We start from the raw sequence: 19695 nt of genomic DNA on the forward strand, positions 1-19695 counted from the left end.
TGATGCCACTTATCAGACATCAATGGCACTCCCGGCTTATTATCCAATAATTGTGTTAACGAATGAAGAGCAATTCACGATATTTGGGCAACGGCCACATCTCGTCATCCACCATAAGCTCAAGCTTATCGATATGGTAGCGTATGACATCCATGCACGGTACAACCGTGTCGTGATATGCTATTGCCTTTTCGCGCTCATTGTCGATGCGGTTGGCAGCCTTGCGGGCGTTGACCATCTTCTTGGTTTCCTCCATGATTGTTGCCATGTGGGCCGACATGCGCTCGATAGTGTCGAGGTCGAGCTGTGCGAGTTTGTCACCCTTTTCATTGGGGAACAGAGTCTTTAGCTTGAATACATTGTCGGTGAGTACCGATTGATAGCGTATCGCAACGGGAATCACATGATTCACGGCAAGATCACCGAGCACACGGGCCTCAATCTGAATCTTCTTGGTGTACATTTCCCATTTCACCTCATTACGAGCCTCAAGCTCTACTTCGGTAAACACGCCGGTGCTCTTAAACATGTCGATTGATGACTTGCTCAGATATGCGTCAAAGATTTTGGGAACGCTTGTTTCACAGTCAAGACCACGGCGGGCAGCCTCTTCCTTCCATTCATCGCTATAACCGTTTCCGTCGAAATGTATGGGCTTGGAGTATTTTATAATCTCCTTTATCTCCGACAGAATCGCATGATTTTTGTCCTGACCGTTGGCAATGCGGGCATCTACATTGGCCTTGAATTCCATGAGCTGCTCGGCTACAGCTGCATTAAGTGCTATCATGGCCGATGCACAGTTGGCTGAAGAGCCTACGGCACGGAACTCGAAGCGATTACCGGTGAAAGCAAACGGCGATGTGCGGTTACGGTCGGTGTTGTCGATTATAATTTCAGGAATCTGGTCGACATTGAGCTTAAGGCCTTTCTTGGCCGAGAGGTTGATGATTTCATCTACATCATCCTTTTCAAGCTTGTCGAGGATTTCGGAGAGCTGTGTACCCATGAATATCGAAATGATGGCAGGAGGTGCCTCGTTGGCTCCAAGACGGTGTCCGTTGGTGGCTGAAGCGATTGATGCCTTCAATACTCCATTATGACGGTACACGGCTGCCATTACATTGGCAATGAAGGTGATGAACTGAAGGTTGGCTTCGGGTGTCTTGCCGGGCGCAAACAATAGTACTCCGGTGTCGGTGCCAAGGCTCCAGTTGTTGTGCTTTCCCGAACCGTTGATGCCTGAGAAGGGCTTTTCGTGAAGCAGGACGCGGAAATTATGACGGCGTGCAACCTCTGCGATAAGCGACATGAGCAACAGATTGTGGTCGTTGGCAAGGTTGGTTTCCTCAAAGATAGGAGCAAGCTCAAACTGGTTGGGCGCTACTTCATTGTGACGGGTCTTTGCCGGAATTCCAAGCTTGTGACACTCGATTTCGAGGTCAAGCATGAAGGCTTCGACGCGCGACGGAATTGCTCCGAAATAGTGATCCTCAAGCTGCTGATTCTTAGCACTCTCATGTCCCATCAATGTGCGGCCTGTCATAACAAGGTCGGGGCGGGCCGAATAGAGAGCCTCGTCAACAAGGAAGTATTCCTGTTCCCATCCGAGATAGGAGTTGACATGCTTAACGTTGGGGTCGAAATACTGTGCGACACCTGTAGCTGCCTTGTCGACTGAATTCAGGGCACGAAGCAACGGAGTCTTGTAGTCGAGCGATTCTCCTGTATACGAAATGAATATTGTAGGAATACACAGAGTCTTGTCAAGAATGAATGCCGGGGATGAGATGTCCCATGCCGAATATCCGCGGGCCTCGAATGTGTTGCGGATACCTCCGTTGGGGAAGCTCGATGCATCGGGTTCCTGCTGAACGAGCAGCTTGCCTGTAAATTGCTCAACTACACCGCCTTTGCCGTCGTGCTCGATGAAAGCGTCATGCTTCTCGGCTGTACCGTCGGTCAACGGATGAAACCAGTGGGTGTAATGACGCGCACCGTTGTCGATAGCCCACTGCTTCATGCCTGCGGCTACACTGTCGGCAACTTCGCGTGATAGCGGCTTCTTGTTGTCGATTGCATCAACAAGTGCGTCATAAGTGCTTTTGGGCAGGTATTCAAACATCTTCTGACGATTGAACACGTACTTCCCATAATACTGTTCCGGGCGTTCTGCCGGAATTTCAACCGGAATAGCTTTACGATCAAAAGCTTCTTCCACTACTTTAAATCTCAACTTTGACATAATATATATAATTTTATATATTGAAATATCATTTTATTTGTTCAGCTTCAATGAACTAAGCCGTTCAACTGCGGCAACAGTGTCCTCGTATCGTCCAAAGGCCGTCAATCGGAAGTAACCCTCGCCCGACGGGCCGAAACCTAAGCCCGGAGTGCCGGCGATACCGCACTTTTCAAGCAGCAAATCGAAAAACTCCCATGACGAAAGGCCGCCGGGAGTCTTCACCCAGATGTAGGGAGCGTTTACCCCGCCCCACACTTCAAGTTCGGCAGCCGACAGGCCGTTTCTCAACAATGAAGCGTTACGCATGTAGTAGGCTATGGTTTCTTTAACCTGATGACGCCCCTTTGTCGAATACAATGCTTCGGCAGCACGCTGCACTATGTAGCTTGCACCGTTGAACTTGGTGCACTGGCGGCGATTCCACAATGCATTCAGCGATACTTCATCGCCGTTTTTCGACAATCCCTTAAGCGCCTTGGGAACTACCGTGTAGCCGCATCGCAATCCTGTGAATCCGGCAGTCTTGGAGAAGCTGCGGAACTCTATAGCCACATCTTTGGCTCCGGGGATTTCATATATGCTGTGAGGAATGTCGGGTTCTGTAATATACGCCTCATAGGCCGAGTCAAATAATATGAGTGCATTGTTGTCCTTTGCATATTCGACCCATTTTTCAAACTGTGAGCGATTAAGAGTTGTGCCGGTGGGATTATTGGGATAGCACAGATATATGGCATCGGGGTTGTCCTTGGGCAATGATGGAATAAATCCGTTCTCGGCCGTACATGGCAGATACTCTATCCTGCTCCAGCGTCCATCAACGAGATGCCCTGCCCTTCCGGCCATGACATTTGTGTCGACATATACGGGATATACGGGATCGGTCACGGCAACTTTGCAGTCGGTGGACAGAATGTCGCCTATGTTGCCCGTGTCGCTTTTCGCACCGTCGCTTATGAATATCTCATCGATGTCTATATCGATGTTTCGTGAGCGATAATCAACATCTACGATTCTCCTGCGCAGGAAGTCATATCCCTGCTCCGGGCCGTAACCGTGAAATGTCACGCGATCAGCCTGGTCGGCAACAGCGTTTTCCATTGCCTGGATGGCTGCCGGACATATAGGCTGCGTTACATCGCCAATGCCCATCTTTATGATTTCGACATCGGGATGCTCGGCCTTGAAGGCATTGATCCGCTTTGCTACATCGGAGAAAAGGTAGCTTGCAGGAAGCTCGCAAAAATTGTCGTTAATTTTAATCATAGGTAAGTGAATCCGTTTTTTCTATTGTTTTTATTTGTCATCAACTTTGTCTTTCGTAGACTCCTTCAAACACCGTGGTTGCGCTTCCTGTCATGTAGATGTGTGAGTCATCGGGATTCCGATATATCTCAAGGTCGCCGCCAAGCAGATGCACCGTCACCCGATCGCCTGTACGGCCTGTAATCGCGGCGGCAACTGCGGTGGCACAGGCACCGGTTCCACAGGCCATTGTTTCGCCACTACCTCTCTCCCACACTCGCATAGTTATTTCGGAGGGTGAATTTATCTGCGCAAATTCGATGTTTGCCCGGTCGGGCCACATTGAGTGAATCTCAAGTTCACGCCCCAATCCGTGTACATCCACATTATCGAGCGAGTCGACAAACACGACTCCGTGGGGATTGCCCATCGAAACGGCTGTCATCTCAATCACTCCGCACGATGTATCGACCGGAGCGTTGACCATCATCTCATTATTATATATAACCGGAATTTCCCTGACAGATGTGACCGGCTCACCCATGTCGACGGTGACCGAGTCTACTTTGCCTTTATTTACGTGCAGGTGCAATGTTTTGATGCCTGCCAATGTTTCAAGAGTTACGACATTCTTGTCGGTCAGTCCGTAATCATATACATATTTACCGACACAGCGACTTCCGTTGCCACACATTTTTGCTTCGGAACCGTCGGCATTGAATATGCGCATTTTAAAATCTGCGACATCCGACGGACAAATAAGGATGATGCCGTCACCGCCAACTCCGGTGTGGCGGTCGCTCATCTCTATCGATAATTCACTTAGACGCTCCGGCGTGACTTCCATACAGTTTATATATATGTAGTCATTGCTGATGCCATGCATCTTTGTGAACTTTATTTGCTTCATCGCTAATAAGAATGATTTTAATTCTTTAATCTTCTTTCACGTTGCAAAGTTAATCAATTTGCAATATAATCCAACTATTTTGTGTGATTTTTCTTTATAAAAGTGTTTTTATTTGGCATATTTCAATGATTTTGCGACTTAAAGTGGCGATTTAACACATCCGGGCCGTATATTGACTACTAAATGCCAACAATAACCTCATTTTGCTTCCATATTTTCACCGGTTAATCTACTTTATTATATGAAAAATAATTATTAACTTTGACGAAGCGTAAAATAATTAATCCAACTCTATTTATTTACAACACGAAATGAAACAATCAATTCAGTCATTGTTGGCAGTGTCAACCCTGTCGACATTACTTGCATCCTGTGGAGGTGATAAGAAAGCTCCCGAAGCTGTAACCAACGACGATGTCATACTCCATGCCTGGTCATGGTCGTTTGACACGATTGCAGCCAATATGAAAAATATTGCCGATGCGGGGTTTGATTATGTGCAGACATCACCTGCCAACACTTGCTATGTGGGCGAAGGCGGCGGTATGGCCCTATACAGCCAGCCCGGCGATTCGGTTACCGGAAAATGGTACTACTACTATCAGCCTATCGACTGGAAGATTGGTAACTATCTTCTCGGCGACCGCGACCAGTTCAAGGCCATGTGCGACAGCGCCGCAAAATATGGCGTAAAGGTGATTGTCGATGTGCTCCCCAACCACACTGCGGTAGACCACACGGCAGTAACCGCCGACCTTGACAGTGCAGTAGGCGGTCATGACAAGCTGTTCCACGCCAACGGACTCAACGATATTATCGATTATAACGACCGTTATCAGTGTACGACAGGAAAGATGGGTGGTCTTCCCGATGTAAACACCGAGAATCCCGACTTCCAGTACTACTACATGAAATATGTCAACGACCTGATCGCTTGCGGCGCACGCGGATTCCGCTATGACACTGCAAAACACATCGGATTGCCGTCGGACCCCCTCGACTCACTTGCCGAGTGTAACAACTTCTGGGACATAGCCACCGGTCGCGAACCCATACGTGACATAACCCTGTCGATGCCCGACAGCCTGTTCATATATGGCGAAGTGCTTCAGGACAAGAACGTAAAGGAGGATGAATATGCCGAATATATGAGCCTTACTGCAAGCGCCTACGGACATGCTCTGCGTAACGCTCTTGTAAATCACAACTATTATGCCGACAGCCTCGCATCGTGGCATCACAAAGCCGACCCCACAAAGCTTGTCACTTGGGTTGAATCGCACGACACCTATGCCAATCAGCATGAATCGGCCGGCATCAGCGATGAGTTGATTCGTGAAGGTTACGTATTTCTCACTGCACGTCAGAACGGCGTTCCCTTGTTCTTCAGCCGCCCGGCCGGAAGCACCCGCGACAACTATTGGGGCAACAATCGTGTAGGAGCTCGCGGAAACGATGAGTTCATGAATCCCGAGGTGGTTGCCGTAAACAAGTTCCGTCACGCAATGCACGGACAGCCCGAATCGATATTCGTGTCAGACAACGGTGCCGTCATCGAAGTGGCTCGTGGCAACAAGGGTGTTGCTCTTATTAATATAGGAGAAGAACAGGCATCGATCGACCTGCCCACCACATTGAAGGACGGTGAATATGTCGACAAGGTGCATGACACTACTTTCAAAGTGAAAGACGGTAAGATTTCAGGTGTTTTAACACCTCTCACATCCTATATAATATATTAAGTTGACAAAATGACATCTCGGAGGGCCGTGAATATGACATTTCACGGCCCTCCGCTTGCATCTGTAAAGCAGAAATTTAATTTTAACTTATTTTAATTAAGTTTCAATTCGCAACATTTTGTCGCGCAAATATAAATGATTACGATTTTTAATTTTGGGGCTATTATTTTTTATAATTATACATGCCATTAAAGTTGCGGAGTGTAATTTTATGTTGTAAAACATATAGCCTTATATGCATTAAGTTTAAAAACAATTTATTACCTTTGCAATGTGATTGAACGAATGATTCAATCACCAATGCGAATCTTCTTAGCTAACTAAGAAATCCGTATCATGAGTAACACGAAATACTTAAAAGGTAATAACAGAATACTTTTTCATACGTAACTTTCCAATAAAGACAGAATAGATATTCAACAAGCAACAAGCGAAAAATAAGGGAGCCGGGAGGCTGTCTTATTTTTTTTTGCTAATTTTGTCATCGTCATGAAGAAAATCGATCGGGAAACAGTACAGCGCATTCTTGACGCCGCCGACATTGTGGAGGTGGTCAGTGACTTCGTGCATCTGAAACGCCGAGGCAGCAGCTATCTCGGGCTTTGTCCGTTCCACAATGAGCGCACTCCGTCGTTCTCGGTGTCCAAATCGAAGAATATATGCAAGTGTTTCAGCTGCGGCAAAGGCGGCAGTCCCGTGAATTTCATCATGGAGCACGAGCAGATGAGCTATTACGAGGCCCTTCGCTATCTTGCACGTAAATACAACATCGAAATCAAGGAGCATGAAATGTCGGATAAAGAGCGCGAAGAGGAATCGGAGCGCGAAAGCATGCTTGCCGTGAATGATTTCGCTTTGAAACATTTTGAGAAAAATCTGCAAGAAACCGACGATGGCCGTGACATAGGATTGTCATATTTCCTTGACCGAGGCATAAACGAAGCATCGATAAAGAAATTCCGACTCGGATATTCGCTTGAGAAGAGCAACGATTTGCTGAATGCGGCAAAATCACGTGGCTATAACGAAAAGTATCTTATTGAAACCGGATTGTGCATAAAGACTGACCAGGGGCGCGTTTACGACCGCTTCAAAGGGCGCGTTATGTTTCCGGTATTCTCCATTTCAGGCAAAGTGATAGCATTCGGCGGCCGAACTTTGAAAAAGGATGTCGCCAAATATGTCAACTCGCCCGAGTCGCTAATCTACAAGAAAAGCTATCAGCTCTACGGACTTTACCAGGCCAAGCAGGCCATTGTAAAGCACGACAAGTGCATTCTTGTCGAAGGATATATGGATGTCATTTCTATGCATCAGTCGGGCATCGAGAATGTCGTCGCATCATCGGGAACATCGTTGACCGACGGTCAGATAAGACTCATCCACCGGTTCACCGACAATGTAACCGTGATATACGACGGTGACGCTGCCGGAATAAAGGCATCGCTGCGCGGTATCGACATGCTTCTTGCCGAAGGGCTCGACATAAAGGTGCTGTTGCTCCCCGATGGCGACGACCCGGACTCATTTGCACAGAAGCACACTTCATCGGAGCTGGAGGAGTATATTGCCGCCAACGAAACTGATTTCCTTCAGTTCAAGACTTCAATATTGCTGAACGGAGTCAAGAACGATCCCATAGCCAAGTCGAGAGTCATCAACGACATCGTGCGCTCAATTGCAGTCATACCCAATCCCATCACCCGCAATGTCTACATAACCGAGTGCAGCCGAATGCTTGAAATCGACGACCGCATTGTGGCGCTGCAGGTCAACAAGCTGTTTATGGAGCGTGTGGGCAAGGATAATCTCAAAAAGCAACAGGAAGCGGCAGCGGAAACCATCAGCGACATCGTGAATGTTGAAGAGCCGGTAAAACCGGTCGAGGCAGCTGCCGAAGTGAAGCGACAGCCATCGCCGGTCGATTCCAATTCACGCTTTCTGCGGGCCTACGAGCAAGGCATACTGCGTTATGTGCTGCGCTACGGAATGTTGGAGCTGTGTGAGGATTACGACGACATAGGCAATCCCATATCGGTAAAAGTCATCGACTACATCAATGAGGAGCTTAAAAATGATGATCTTAAATTCTCAAACCCCGACATCGAGAAAACCTTTGAAGAGGCCATCAAGTGCTCATCGCTGACATGGGAGGAGGACAACCGCAAAAACAATGAAACGCTGCTTAAGGAGCGTGAGAGTTACATTGCGGCCGGCGAGGAGGAGATACGCACAACCGTTACCGACCTGAACAGCATAGCGGTAAGGGAAAAAGAACTTGTGGAGCGCGCCGATCAGCTCTATTTCAAGGGACAGCGTGAGTACGGGATGATGTATATAGAGAAAATCCTCTGTTCGCACCCCGATGACAGCATACGTAATCTGACGCTTGAACTCGTAAGCGACAAGCACACTCTGAGCAAGGTTCACACGAAATATGCAAAGATCGAAACCGACGAAGACCGCCTGCCTGAACTTGTGCCACGGTCCATATACGAATTCAAGGATGCAATACTTGAATGCCGCATCCGCAAACTTCATGACGATATAAAGGCCGCCTACTCCACCCCGTCGCCCGACAAGGAGGTGATACGCGAGCTCATGGAGCGTCACGTGCAGCTTCAACGCCTTCGTGGAGAGTTTGCAAAATTCCTCGGCGAGCGAATAATCAACCCCCGTAAATAGACAAAGCGGCCGAATATGGAAATTTTTCCATATTTACATTAGAAAATGCAATAAATTTTTGCTTAAATTTCAAGCGATTTTGTACCTTTGTCATGTATTACAGCACTATTGCATATAATAGTGATTTATACCTGAAAGCATTTTTCTATAAAACTATAAATTAATACCAAAATCATGGCAGAAAAAAAAGAAAAATTGTTCGACATGTTTCCTGAGTGCTCCTACGACGAGTGGAGAGCCAAGGTCGAAGCTGACTTGAAAGGCGCCGACTTTAACAAGAAATTGGTTTGGAGAACAAATGAAGGCTTTAACGTTCAGCCCGTATACCGTGCCGAGAACATAGCCGACTTTAAGACTACCGATTCCCTTCCGGGTGAATATCCTTACGTTCGCGGAACCCGTACCGACAACGACTGGCTTATCCGTCAGGAGGTTCTTGCCGAAACTCCCAAAGAAGCCAATGAAGTTGCCCGCGACATCATCACTAAGGGTGTTACTTCGCTCGGCTTTAATGTTACACTCGATAATGTAGCTGCTGTTCGTGAGCTTCTCGACGGCATTGATGTGGCAAAATATGAACTTAACTTCAAGTGCTGCCCCCGTCACGCTGTTGAAACCGCAAAGGTAATCGTTGAGTATCTGCGCGAAACAAATAACCTCACCAACTTCCGCGGTTCAATCGACTTCAATCCCATGCGTCGCGCCCTCAAGCACGGCACTGAATTCCCCGGCGACATCAAGGCTATAGCTCTTGAACTTCTCGAGGTGGTAAAGTCAGTTCCCGAAATGCGAGTTCTCGCTGTGGATTCATTCATGTTCTGCAACGCAGGAGCCTACATATACCAGGAACTCGGTTATGCTATGGCTTGGGGTGCCGAGTGGATGACAATGCTCACCGATGCAGGCGTAAAGGCCGACGAAGTCGCTCACCGCATCAAGTTCAACATGGGCATTTCATCAAACTACTTCATGGAGCTCGCAAAATTCCGCGCCGCTCGCATGGTGTGGGCACAGATTGTTGAGCAATATAAGCCCGAATCAAAGCTTTCATGCAAGATGATGGCTCATGCAATAACTTCGCGTTTCAACCAGACTATATATGACGCTCATGTGAACCTTCTCCGTTCACAGACCGAAACCATGTCGGCTGCTCTTGCCGGAGTTGACTCGATCACCACTACTCCGTTTGATGTTCCCTTCAAGACTCCCGATGCATTCTCGGAGCGCATTGCACGCAATCAGCAGTTCCTGCTTAAGGAAGAGTGCCACCTTGACAAGGTAGTTGACCCTGCCGGAGGTTCCTATTATGTTGAAACCCTCACCGTTTCACTTGCTCAGGAAGCCTGGAAACTCTTCATCGACATCGAAGACAAGGGCGGATTCCTCGCTTGCATCAACGACGGCTCAATTCAGAAGACAGTCAACGAAACTTCGGCAAAGCGTCACACCGATGTAGCCCGCCGCAAGGAGATTCTGCTTGGAACCAACCAGTATCCCAATGTAAATGAAACAGCTGCCGGAAAGATTGAGAACACCGGATGCAACTGCGGATGCCACCATGGTGACGCCAACGAGGGCGAAGGCCTCTCGATGAAGCGTGCCGCAAGCGACTTCGAGGCTCTGCGTCTTGCAACCGAGGCTGCCTCAAATCGTCCGAAGGTCTTCATGCTCACTATCGGAAATCTTGCAATGCGTCTTGCACGTGCACAGTTCTCAACCAACTTCTTCGGATGCGCCGGATACGAGATTATCGACAACCTCGGATTCGACACCGTTCAGCAGGGTGTTGACGCTGCTCTTGAAAAGGGTGCCGATGTAATCGTGCTCTGCTCAAGCGATGACGAGTATGCAACACTCGCTCCTGAGGCCTACAAGTACCTCGACGGTCGCGCAATGTTTGTTGTGGCAGGTGCTCCCGCTTGCATGGAAGAGCTTCAGGCACTCGGCATCAACGACTTCATCCACGTTCGCTGCAACGTTCTCGAAACACTTCAATCATTCAACGCCAAACTTCTTAAATAACCTATCGCAATGAGACCCGATTTTAAAACAATAGATATTACAAAGGATGCTTTCGGCGCTCAGCATGGTGCCGTAGCTCACGGTGAAGATTGGCTCACTCCCGAGTTGATTCCCGTAAAACCCATATATACCAAGGATGACCTTCAAGGAATGGAACACCTCAATTTCATGTCAGGTATTCCCCCGTTCCTTCGTGGCCCGTACAGCGCCATGTATCCTCTTCGTCCTTGGACAATCCGTCAGTATGCAGGTTTCTCGACTGCTGCCGAGTCCAACGCTTTCTACCGCCGCAACCTCGCATCGGGACAGAAAGGATTGTCGGTCGCATTTGACCTTGCTACTCACCGCGGTTACGATGCCGACCACGAACGTGTTGTCGGTGATGTCGGCAAAGCAGGTGTTTCAATCTGCTCTCTTGAGGACATGAAGGTGCTCTTCGACGGTATACCCTTGAACAAGATGTCAGTGTCAATGACCATGAACGGTGCAGTGCTTCCCGTGCTTGCATTCTACATCAATGCAGGTCTTGAGCAGGGTGCCAAGCTTGAAGAGATGGCCGGTACTATTCAGAACGACATTCTCAAGGAGTTCATGGTGCGTAACACCTACATCTATCCGCCGGAATTCTCGATGCGAATAATCGCCGACATCTTTGAATACACTTCAAAGAACATGCCCAAGTTCAATTCGATTTCAATCTCCGGTTACCACATGCAGGAAGCAGGTGCAACCTGCGACATCGAGCTCGCCTATACTCTTGCCGACGGTCTTGAGTATCTGCGTGCAGGTGTGAATGCAGGCATGGACATCGACTCATTTGCTCCGCGCTTGTCGTTCTTCTGGGCAATCGGTATGAACTTCTTCATGGAAATCGCCAAAATGCGTGCCGCACGTATGCTTTGGGCCAAGATTGTAAGCCAGTTCAATCCCAAGAATCCCAAGTCACTCGCACTGCGTACTCACTCTCAGACTTCAGGATGGTCGCTCACCGAGCAGGATCCTTTCAACAACGTGGGTCGTACATGTATCGAAGCCATGGGCGCCGCTCTCGGTCACACTCAGTCGCTTCACACCAACGCTCTTGACGAGGCTATCGCACTTCCCACTGACTTCTCGGCACGTATCGCACGTAACACCCAGATTTATATCCAGGAGGAAACCTACGTTACAAAGCAGGTTGACCCGTGGGGCGGTTCCTACTATGTTGAAGCTCTTACCAACGAAATCGCACATCGCGCATGGGAGCATATCCAGGAAATCGAAAAGCTCGGCGGTATGGCCAAGGCTATCGAAACCGGACTTCCCAAGCTCCGCATTGAGGAGGCTTCAGCACGCACTCAGGCCCGCATCGACTCAGGTCGTCAGACTATCGTAGGTATCAACAAGTATCGTCTTGACCACGAGGATCCCATCGATATTCTCGAAATCGACAACACCGAGGTGCGCAAGGAGCAGATCGAGCGTCTTAACGATGTAAAGGCTCACCGTGACGAAGAGGCTGTCAAGAAGGCTCTTGCCGACATTACCGAATGTGTTCGCACCAAGAAGGGCAACCTCCTTGACCTTGCAGTGAAAGCTGCCGGACTCCGTGCTACACTTGGTGAGATTTCAGATGCCTGCGAAGAAGTTGTAGGCCGTTATAAAGCAGTAATCAGAACTATTTCAGGCGTGTACAGCAACGAAACAAAACAAGATCCCGACTTCATCCGCGCACAGCGCATGTGTGAAGAGTTTGCTAAGAAAGAAGGTCGTCAACCTCGTATCATGATTGCCAAGATGGGACAGGACGGACACGACCGCGGTGCAAAGGTTGTAGCTACAGGTTACGCCGACTGCGGATTTGATGTCGACATGGGGCCCTTGTTCCAGACTCCGGCCGAAGCAGCCCGTCAGGCGGTGGAGAACGATGTCCACATTCTCGGTGTATCATCACTTGCAGCAGGTCACAAGACTTTGATTCCTCAGGTTATCGAAGAGCTCAAGAAGCTTGGTCGCGAGGATATCATCGTAACCGCCGGTGGTGTAATCCCCGCTCAGGACTACGACTTCCTTTACAAGGCAGGTGTTGCAGCAATCTTCGGCCCCGGTACACGTATTCCCGTATCGGCCATAAAGATGCTTGAAATCCTCAATGGTGAAGAATAATCGTAAGATATTATAACAATCTTGATTGTGGCGCAACATTTTAACGATGGTGCGCCACTTTTTTATATTTGCTTCCTCCTGTTCCCATTGCATTTGTGCAATTTACTGCAAATACGTAAATTTGCGCATTAATACACGGGAATATGATAGTAAACTCAATCATCCGATATGCGTTGATACTGTTTTGCTTACTGCCTCTTTGGTCATGCGGCGGTAAGGAAAGCCGACTTTTGGAAACTTCAGCACGAATTGTCGATGAAAGGCCCGACAGTGCATATATGCTTCTTAAAAATTTGGATTTCAATAATCTGAAAGATAAGAAACTAAAAGCCGACTATGCACTTACCCGAGCCAAAGCCAATATGTATATGGGAAGGTCACTCGTAACCGACACGCTATTATCGCAGGCGGTCGATTTTTATAAGGCTGTCGGCGATACTGCATCACATATTGAATCAGTTATAGCTCAGGCCAATCATCTTCGTTCGTTGGAGCGTAAAGATGAAGCTTGGGCCTTAATAGATTCGCTCGTGAACGACATGCCTTGCGATATTCAAAGGCAATTGAATCAAGTGCTTCTCGGCTTCTCGTTCTCTGACAAAGATAATGCAAAGGCATTAATGATAATCGACCGTCAGATAAAATTGGCCCACGATGGTAGCGAGCGCCTTAATTTTGAGATAAAGAAAATAACCCCGCTTGTCACGTTGAATAGGAGCAAGGATGCAGTGGCGTTATGTGATTCTCTTTTTGCCCTACCCGACGCACCCGAAGAGGGCTCGAACGACTGGCTGTATATGCGCATAAATTATGCCGCAGCCCTTGGCGAGCATCGTGAAACTTCGCCTCAGGCGGTGGCAATTCTCAAGGATGTACTTGGACGAATGAAGAATGTGCCCTCCGATAAGCTTGTAGAGTTCTATATCCCTATGGTTAATCTTCAGTTGAACTCCGGAAATATTAATGAAGCCACAAAATATACCAATCTTGTCGACAGCCTGGACAGTGATATATTTGACCGTGACCCGGTGGCGGCTTCCTATCTTGAGTTTTTGAAGATTGTGTTGGACTACGAGCATAACGGGGCTCTCTCGCTTAGCCGGCTATCAAATACCGCCCACTCGCTGAGAAAAGTGAGCAACGACCTTGAAGTAAAGCGACAGGAACGTGACGATGCCCTTGAGAATGCTTACGATTTAAGTCGCAGCAACTATGAGCTTACCATCAGGCATCAACATCTATGGTTGTTTATAATCTTAATAATGCTTGTGGGAGTAATCATTGTAACGATAATCTTTTTTGTAGCCCATCGCCGCCGGCAGAAGCTTATAGAGGCCGAGGAACGAATCGAGGCATTGGAACAGCTTGCAATGGCTGCGACAAAACCTTCGCCCGATGATAAGCAGGCACTCCTTAAGAAAACACTGTTGTTGCAGATCGACATAATAAGGGCTTTTGCCGAAGCTCCTACAGCCCATAACCAAGAAGCGCTTAAAAAAATAAGCAACGCCGGCAATTCGGATTCGGAAACCGATGCCTTGGTAAACTGGTCGGAACTCTATCCCGTAATCGACGAGCTTTACGATAAATTCCACGCTAACCTGTTGAACGATTATCCCGGAGTACTATCCGAAAGGGAGATACAGATTCTTTGCCTCCTTCGTGCCGGTTTCTCGACAAAGGAGATCGGTGTATTGATTCAGCAGACCTCAAACTCGGTTTATGTTAGCAAAACATCCATCAGAAAGAAGCTCGGATTACTCCCCAAAGAAGATTTCATAGCGTTTCTGACTACCCGTAAACCCTCTTCAGGGAAGGCTTAAGGCCGCTAAAGGGCGATTTAAGATTTCAAGGATATATAGCCGCTGAATATCAACTGATTACATATCGGATTTAAGAAAATTTTGTCACTGTTTAAGTAGGCATGAAAGCCATGTCTACACTAATTTTGCAGTGTAAAAATTCAAAAACCAAACGATATGAAAAAATCAGTTTTAATTCTAATCGCAATCATCACATGGCTTTCGGCAGCCGCACAAACCGAACGCCGACTTAATGAGGTGACGGTCGTTGCCTCTCGCACGACAACCGATGCCGAAGGCTACACCACCAATCTTCGTGGTTCTGATATAACAAAAGGCAAGCCTGCAGTCGATGTCCTCGGCTTTCTCCCAAACATATCACACAAAAACGGCACATTTAAAATCAACGGACTTGCCGCAAGTGAGATATACGTTGACGGCGTGAAACTCTCCGACCTGTCGGAACTTGACAACATTCCCGGCGAAATGATCGACAAGGTACAGGTAAAATACCTTGCCGGAGCCGACCATAATGCATCGCTCAGCGGAGGAAGCATAATGATTACACTCCGTCGTCCTCCTGAGGGAGGCTATTACGGCAGTATCTCGGCAAATGCCGACTGGTACAGAAGTTGCGACTTCGGTAATGCGGGAATAAGCGGTATGATAAACTATCGATATAAGGGATTAAGCGTATATGATAACCTATATGCCGGGAACACAAAATTTGAGGAGAATTCCGCACAGACATTAAGCGGCCCCGACCTTCACACATTCCTGACCGAAACTTCAAAATCTCACGGATTCAATTTCAGAAACCGTCTTAGCCTCACACAGCAGCTTCAATCAGGCGCGCAATTGGGAGGATGTTATCTTATATCCATGTCATCGCCTCGCCCGTCATCCGTGTCTTATGACGGCAACACAATTTCATCGATCAGCAGCCGTGAAAACACATCGTTACAGGAAGGCACACTAATGTTCATGCAACCGCTTGGCTCACGCGGCACTCAATTGCAGCTTACCGCCGACTATCTTAACCGTCACAGCAATGACAACAGTTGCTATTTTCTCGATTCGGAAAAGGCGGCTGCAATAAAGGAAACCACCAATCTGAATCTGTGGAAGTTCAAAGCCGATATCATATATCCGCACAGTCGCTCTCTTATATGGAAGTACGGTGCATCCGCACAGTTTATATCCTCACATTATACTCCTGCCGACATCCTTAAAAACGACAGATTTGAAACGAGCGACATCCCAACCAAAACCTCCGGCTTTACTCCTATTGTATATGCTTCGGCTCAAGGCCGGATTTGGAAGCTTAAATATAGTGCCGGAATGAACTGGCAACTAAACCGCATAGCTTACGAAGACCGTTCAGCCAACCGCAAAAGCACAAACACTCAATGGTCAATGAATCCCACAGTTCAGGTTATGATGCCGTTTGGCCCGGGAATGAACCATGCCTTAATGATGAGCTATAAACGAACATTGAGCGATATCCCCTACACCGCCATATCCTCTGTTATAAACTGGAGTGACGCATATAACTACACCGTAGGGAATCCCGATCTCAAAGCTCAGTCGGCCGACATTGTCATGGCCGGACTGTCGCTACTGCGAAACAAAATCAACATCACCGCTCTTTATGCCGTGTCGCATGACCGTATCTACTGGCAGACATTGCAAAGCGGAGAGAATCCCGATGTATTTTATACGATGCCATTAAACATCAAGAGTCAGGGTGTATGGGGCTTTGGTGCTGAATGGATTGAATCTCCGTCACGGGTGTGGCGTTTCAAACTATCAGGACGCGTAGAGATTAACGATGCTTGACGGAATACATTACAACAAGACTCGCTTAAAGGAATATTTCTACTTCAACAACAACTTCCGATTCGGTCATGGCTGGGGCGGAATGCTTAACGCCAACTTTGAGCCCACGTTCCGCACTCTCGACCACACATATCATGCCGTTTACAACGTAAGCGGACAGATTTACCGAACATTCCTAAATGACAACCTTCAGATTGCATTGGAATTCACTCCGATAGGAAACCGTCGAAAGCTCGACCGATATGCCGTCACAAACAAAGTTTCCTATAAATATACTACTCCGGTACAGTATGTGGGATTCTCGCTTACATGGAATTTCTCAGGAGGCAAAAGCGTAAATGTAGATGTTGTTGACGGCATCCAGGACTACTACGAAACCAAGGACAATAAATGATAATTAATATAATTATGAAGAAAACAGTAATGATTGCATTGGCGATGTCAGCTCTAATTTTTGCGGCATGTCGTCACACCACTGACTCCGATTATGGAGCCGAACAAATGGAATTTGCCAAAGAGCAGGAAGAGTTGGAAGCAGAGCATGAAGAGCTTCGCCGCGAGTATGAAAAGATGAAAGATGAATATCTTCGCGAAAAGGCTGAGTTTCAAAAGGAACGGCAAGCACTTAAGAAAGGCGTGAGAAAAGAAGAACGTAAGGCCAAGACAATAAAGCGTGACTCAACCAAATGTCAATTAAACGAAAATGAAGTTTCGGAATTGACCGATAAAATTAAATCAGCAGGACTGTGGCCAACTGATAAATAGAGTGATGCTCGGTATAGCAAGCGACCTTGACAATTGTCGGGGTTGCTTGTGTTATTAAAAAGATGAATGCTCTTTCACTTTAGGAATATGATTTCGGGGGATTCGGTATCTGACTTGCGGTATAGATTGTGTCTTGTCATGTAGTCGTTCAACAATGCGCTACGTTGTCTTAACGTAGCCGGAGTAGATGCAACGGCGGCAAGTTCATCCTTATCGGGCGATGTGACGGCTTCCGATGATGCTATAATGATTATTCCGGGGAAGAATTCGGTTGATGAAGTTTCGCGCTCAAATGGCTCTATCGACATCTCATTGCCGTCAACCGACAATAGCGCCGTGTAATGTATAACTCCTCGGTCAAGCACCGCATGAGCGAGATAACGCTTCATAATCCCCCCTATTATTTCTTTCCGTTACGGTACTCCTTTACATTACCTCGGAAATAGGTGCTTGGGGAGAATCGCGAACGCACAAGCGATATACTGTCGAGATACACGCTTTCGCCGGGGATGGGGTTCATGGAGATGTTGCCATAGATGTATTTTGCCGTCTTAGCCGAATCGGTGACAAGCTTCAATTCATTCCATCCGTCCTGGTTGACCGATGATACCATGTAATCGCTCGTACCGTCGGTATAGTCGACAGCCATCGTCCAATTGATTGTCGACAAGCGGTTGTTGGCGTAGAAACGCCAGGTATATACATCGCCTTTCTCCCAGTTCTCATCACGCGAAAATGAGAACTTAACGTTGTCAACCGGCTCTCCGTTGAAGAAATGACGATAAGGCACGTCGCTCCATGCATCAACCGAGTCGCCCACGACTGCAAGATGCAAACGCTCGCCGCCCGACGACACATCGGCATTCTTGATGTCCTTTTCAAGCTGTTCGATCACGCCGTCGTAGATCTCTATGTACTTCTCGACATTGTGGCCGTACCACACGAGCGAAGTGTCGACCTGCTCGGCCGTTACGCCGTGTTTGGCATATATTGACTGCTTGACAACCTTGCGCATTGAGTCACTGCTGTAGGCCGATCGGTTAAGGTCGATTACGCTCTCACCCTTGTGTATGTCGACAAGCAGTGATGTCATCTCCTTTGGCCCGATTACATAGTCGGGTGTGCGGTCGCAAGCCTGAAACATGGAGCCTGCTATCGCAGCGATGAACAATGTCTTGAATATTGTGACAAATCGGCGCATGGGCAAGTGACTCAGCGGTTATTTGTTATTACTATCATTCGATTCGGCAATCTCTTCCGACTTGTGAGGCGAAGAGAGATACTTGGAATAGAATATTATCAACACGAGGATACCAACTGTGATGGCGGCATCGGCGATGTTGAATATCGGTTGGAAAAAGAGGAAATGGTCGCCTCCTACAAAAGGCATCCATTCAGGCCAATAGAAGCTGAACAACGGGAAGTAAAGCATATCGACCACCTTGCCGTGGAACAAGGCCGCATATCCGCCTTCGGGAGGAAACATCGTAGCCACCTCGGGGGGATAAGGATTGTTGAATATCAATCCGTAAAACACGGAATCTATAATATTGCCGGCTGCTCCTGCCGTAATCAGCGCGAAACACACTATATAGCCGCTCTTGATGTAGGATTTACCCTTTATGCGGCATATATAGATGATCAGCGCCGCTACAGCGACAATGCGGAACAGGGTGAGAAACAGTTTGCTTCCCACCTCCATTCCGAATGCCATACCGTTGTTTTCTATGAAATATAGATAGAACCAATCGGCTATTTTGTACTCTTCACCAAGATAGAAATGAGTTTTAATCCAAATCTTGAAAATCTGGTCGATTAAAAGTACGCCGATTATAATGATCGTTGCGAGCCAGCCTTTGGACAGCTTCATCAAATTTATTGCTTTTGTGTTGTTTTGTTGTTCTACTTTTTGCTGTTTTGCTGCTTTACATCGATGCTCAATGTTGCATGGGGAACAGCACGAAGCCTCTCCTTGGGAATCAGCTTGCCGGTTGCACGGCATATCCCGTAGGTTTTGTTCTCGATGCGCACGAGTGCAGCCTGAAGATGTTGAATGAACTTCATCTGACGCTGTGCCAATTGTCCGGCCTCCTCTTTTCCCAATGTACTTGCGCCCTCTTCAAGCACCTTGAATGTGGGCGATGTGTCGGCGGTGTCATTGCCGTCATTGTTCATCACGTTTGCTTTCAACAGGTCGTAGTCGCGCTGTGCCTTTTCAAGCTTGGCGAGAATCAACTCCTTGAATTCCTGGAGTTCTTCATCGGTATACCTTGTCTTTTCGCTCATGGTTGT

15 protein-coding genes are annotated in these 19695 nt (G+C 47.6%); 8 read left to right on the forward strand and 7 right to left on the reverse strand.

The window, feature by feature from the left end; translation table 11 throughout:
* Nucleotides 1-55 precede the first annotated feature (55 nt).
* Genes E5354_RS02130 through dapF form a run of 3 tightly spaced genes read right to left on the reverse strand, consistent with a single transcriptional unit; the run spans nucleotide 56 to nucleotide 4403 of the window.
* The gene (locus E5354_RS02130; protein ID WP_123396696.1) at nucleotides 56-2245 is read right to left on the reverse strand and encodes a glutamine synthetase III; all 2190 of its coding nucleotides are present in this window, start codon (nucleotides 2243-2245) and stop codon (nucleotides 56-58) included.
* A 33-nt stretch (nucleotides 2246-2278) separates the two neighbouring features.
* On the reverse strand, nucleotides 2279-3514 hold the full coding sequence (locus E5354_RS02135; RefSeq protein WP_135946247.1) for an LL-diaminopimelate aminotransferase: 1236 nt from the start codon (nucleotides 3512-3514) through the stop codon (nucleotides 2279-2281).
* A 40-nt stretch (nucleotides 3515-3554) separates the two neighbouring features.
* Nucleotides 3555-4403, reverse strand: a complete 849-nt coding sequence (gene dapF / locus E5354_RS02140) for a diaminopimelate epimerase (protein ID WP_210433119.1) — start codon at nucleotides 4401-4403, stop codon at nucleotides 3555-3557.
* A 311-nt stretch (nucleotides 4404-4714) separates the two neighbouring features.
* Between dapF and E5354_RS02145 the strand changes: the two genes are divergently transcribed.
* The 8 genes from E5354_RS02145 (at nucleotide 4715) to E5354_RS02180 (ending at nucleotide 17403) form a co-directional block, all read left to right on the forward strand.
* Nucleotides 4715-6145, forward strand: coding sequence for an alpha-amylase family glycosyl hydrolase (locus tag E5354_RS02145; RefSeq protein WP_135946248.1), 1431 nt, complete (start codon nucleotides 4715-4717; stop codon nucleotides 6143-6145).
* Nucleotides 6146-6634: 489 nt separating this feature from the next.
* Entirely contained in the window at nucleotides 6635-8830 is a 2196-nt protein-coding gene (dnaG, locus tag E5354_RS02150; RefSeq protein ID WP_135946249.1) for a DNA primase, read from the forward strand.
* Nucleotides 8831-9004: 174 nt separating this feature from the next.
* Entirely contained in the window at nucleotides 9005-10852 is a 1848-nt protein-coding gene (mutA, locus tag E5354_RS02155) for a methylmalonyl-CoA mutase small subunit (RefSeq protein WP_135946250.1), read from the forward strand.
* A 9-nt stretch (nucleotides 10853-10861) separates the two neighbouring features.
* Complete coding sequence (gene scpA, locus E5354_RS02160) at nucleotides 10862-12997, forward strand: methylmalonyl-CoA mutase (protein WP_123396701.1); 2136 nt, start codon at nucleotides 10862-10864, stop codon at nucleotides 12995-12997.
* Nucleotides 12998-13140: 143 nt separating this feature from the next.
* A complete protein-coding gene (locus E5354_RS02165) occupies nucleotides 13141-14820 on the forward strand; it encodes a helix-turn-helix transcriptional regulator (RefSeq protein WP_135946251.1) in 1680 nt (559 codons plus the stop codon).
* A gap of 156 nt (nucleotides 14821-14976) precedes the next feature.
* Nucleotides 14977-16638 (forward strand): outer membrane beta-barrel protein, encoded by a 1662-nt coding sequence (locus tag E5354_RS14400; RefSeq protein WP_135946252.1) that lies wholly within the window; start codon nucleotides 14977-14979, stop codon nucleotides 16636-16638.
* The gene (locus E5354_RS14405) at nucleotides 16631-17032 is read left to right on the forward strand and encodes an outer membrane beta-barrel protein (protein ID WP_135946253.1); all 402 of its coding nucleotides are present in this window, start codon (nucleotides 16631-16633) and stop codon (nucleotides 17030-17032) included. The genes E5354_RS14400 and E5354_RS14405 overlap by 8 nt, the downstream gene beginning before the upstream one ends.
* 14 nt (nucleotides 17033-17046) lie before the next feature.
* Nucleotides 17047-17403, forward strand: a complete 357-nt coding sequence (locus tag E5354_RS02180) for a hypothetical protein (RefSeq protein ID WP_135946254.1) — start codon at nucleotides 17047-17049, stop codon at nucleotides 17401-17403.
* 74 nt (nucleotides 17404-17477) lie between these two features.
* Here the strand turns inward: E5354_RS02180 and E5354_RS02185 are convergent, their stop codons facing one another.
* The 4 genes from E5354_RS02185 to E5354_RS02200 are packed head-to-tail and all read right to left on the reverse strand — an operon-like array spanning nucleotide 17478 to nucleotide 19689.
* Entirely contained in the window at nucleotides 17478-17792 is a 315-nt protein-coding gene (locus E5354_RS02185) for a hypothetical protein (RefSeq protein ID WP_135946255.1), read from the reverse strand.
* An 11-nt stretch (nucleotides 17793-17803) separates the two neighbouring features.
* Nucleotides 17804-18604 (reverse strand): DUF4296 domain-containing protein, encoded by an 801-nt coding sequence (locus tag E5354_RS02190; protein WP_135946256.1) that lies wholly within the window; start codon nucleotides 18602-18604, stop codon nucleotides 17804-17806.
* An 18-nt stretch (nucleotides 18605-18622) separates the two neighbouring features.
* The gene (locus E5354_RS02195) at nucleotides 18623-19273 is read right to left on the reverse strand and encodes a lipoprotein signal peptidase (RefSeq protein ID WP_135946257.1); all 651 of its coding nucleotides are present in this window, start codon (nucleotides 19271-19273) and stop codon (nucleotides 18623-18625) included.
* A 32-nt stretch (nucleotides 19274-19305) separates the two neighbouring features.
* Nucleotides 19306-19689, reverse strand: a complete 384-nt coding sequence (locus E5354_RS02200; protein ID WP_123396749.1) for a TraR/DksA family transcriptional regulator — start codon at nucleotides 19687-19689, stop codon at nucleotides 19306-19308.
* Between the last annotated feature and the right edge of the window lie 6 nt (nucleotides 19690-19695).

It is taken from the genome of Muribaculum sp. NM65_B17 (genome assembly GCF_004793735.1).
Taxonomy (GTDB): Bacteria; Bacteroidota; Bacteroidia; order Bacteroidales; family Muribaculaceae; genus Muribaculum; species Muribaculum gordoncarteri.

Coding starts and splice junctions, on each gene's coding strand:
- E5354_RS02130 (WP_123396696.1), bottom strand. CDS start 2,245: ATGTCAAAGTTGAGATTTAAAGTAGTGGAAGAAGCTTTTGATCGTAAA.
- E5354_RS02135 (WP_135946247.1), bottom strand. CDS start 3,514: ATGATTAAAATTAACGACAATTTTTGCGAGCTTCCTGCAAGCTACCTT.
- dapF (WP_210433119.1), bottom strand. CDS start 4,403: ATGAAGCAAATAAAGTTCACAAAGATGCATGGCATCAGCAATGACTAC.
- E5354_RS02145 (WP_135946248.1), top strand. CDS start 4,715: ATGAAACAATCAATTCAGTCATTGTTGGCAGTGTCAACCCTGTCGACA.
- dnaG (WP_135946249.1), top strand. CDS start 6,635: ATGAAGAAAATCGATCGGGAAACAGTACAGCGCATTCTTGACGCCGCC.
- mutA (WP_135946250.1), top strand. CDS start 9,005: ATGGCAGAAAAAAAAGAAAAATTGTTCGACATGTTTCCTGAGTGCTCC.
- scpA (WP_123396701.1), top strand. CDS start 10,862: ATGAGACCCGATTTTAAAACAATAGATATTACAAAGGATGCTTTCGGC.
- E5354_RS02165 (WP_135946251.1), top strand. CDS start 13,141: ATGATAGTAAACTCAATCATCCGATATGCGTTGATACTGTTTTGCTTA.
- E5354_RS14400 (WP_135946252.1), top strand. CDS start 14,977: ATGAAAAAATCAGTTTTAATTCTAATCGCAATCATCACATGGCTTTCG.
- E5354_RS14405 (WP_135946253.1), top strand. CDS start 16,631: ATGCTTGACGGAATACATTACAACAAGACTCGCTTAAAGGAATATTTC.
- E5354_RS02180 (WP_135946254.1), top strand. CDS start 17,047: ATGAAGAAAACAGTAATGATTGCATTGGCGATGTCAGCTCTAATTTTT.
- E5354_RS02185 (WP_135946255.1), bottom strand. CDS start 17,792: ATGAAGCGTTATCTCGCTCATGCGGTGCTTGACCGAGGAGTTATACAT.
- E5354_RS02190 (WP_135946256.1), bottom strand. CDS start 18,604: ATGCGCCGATTTGTCACAATATTCAAGACATTGTTCATCGCTGCGATA.
- E5354_RS02195 (WP_135946257.1), bottom strand. CDS start 19,273: ATGAAGCTGTCCAAAGGCTGGCTCGCAACGATCATTATAATCGGCGTA.
- E5354_RS02200 (WP_123396749.1), bottom strand. CDS start 19,689: ATGAGCGAAAAGACAAGGTATACCGATGAAGAACTCCAGGAATTCAAG.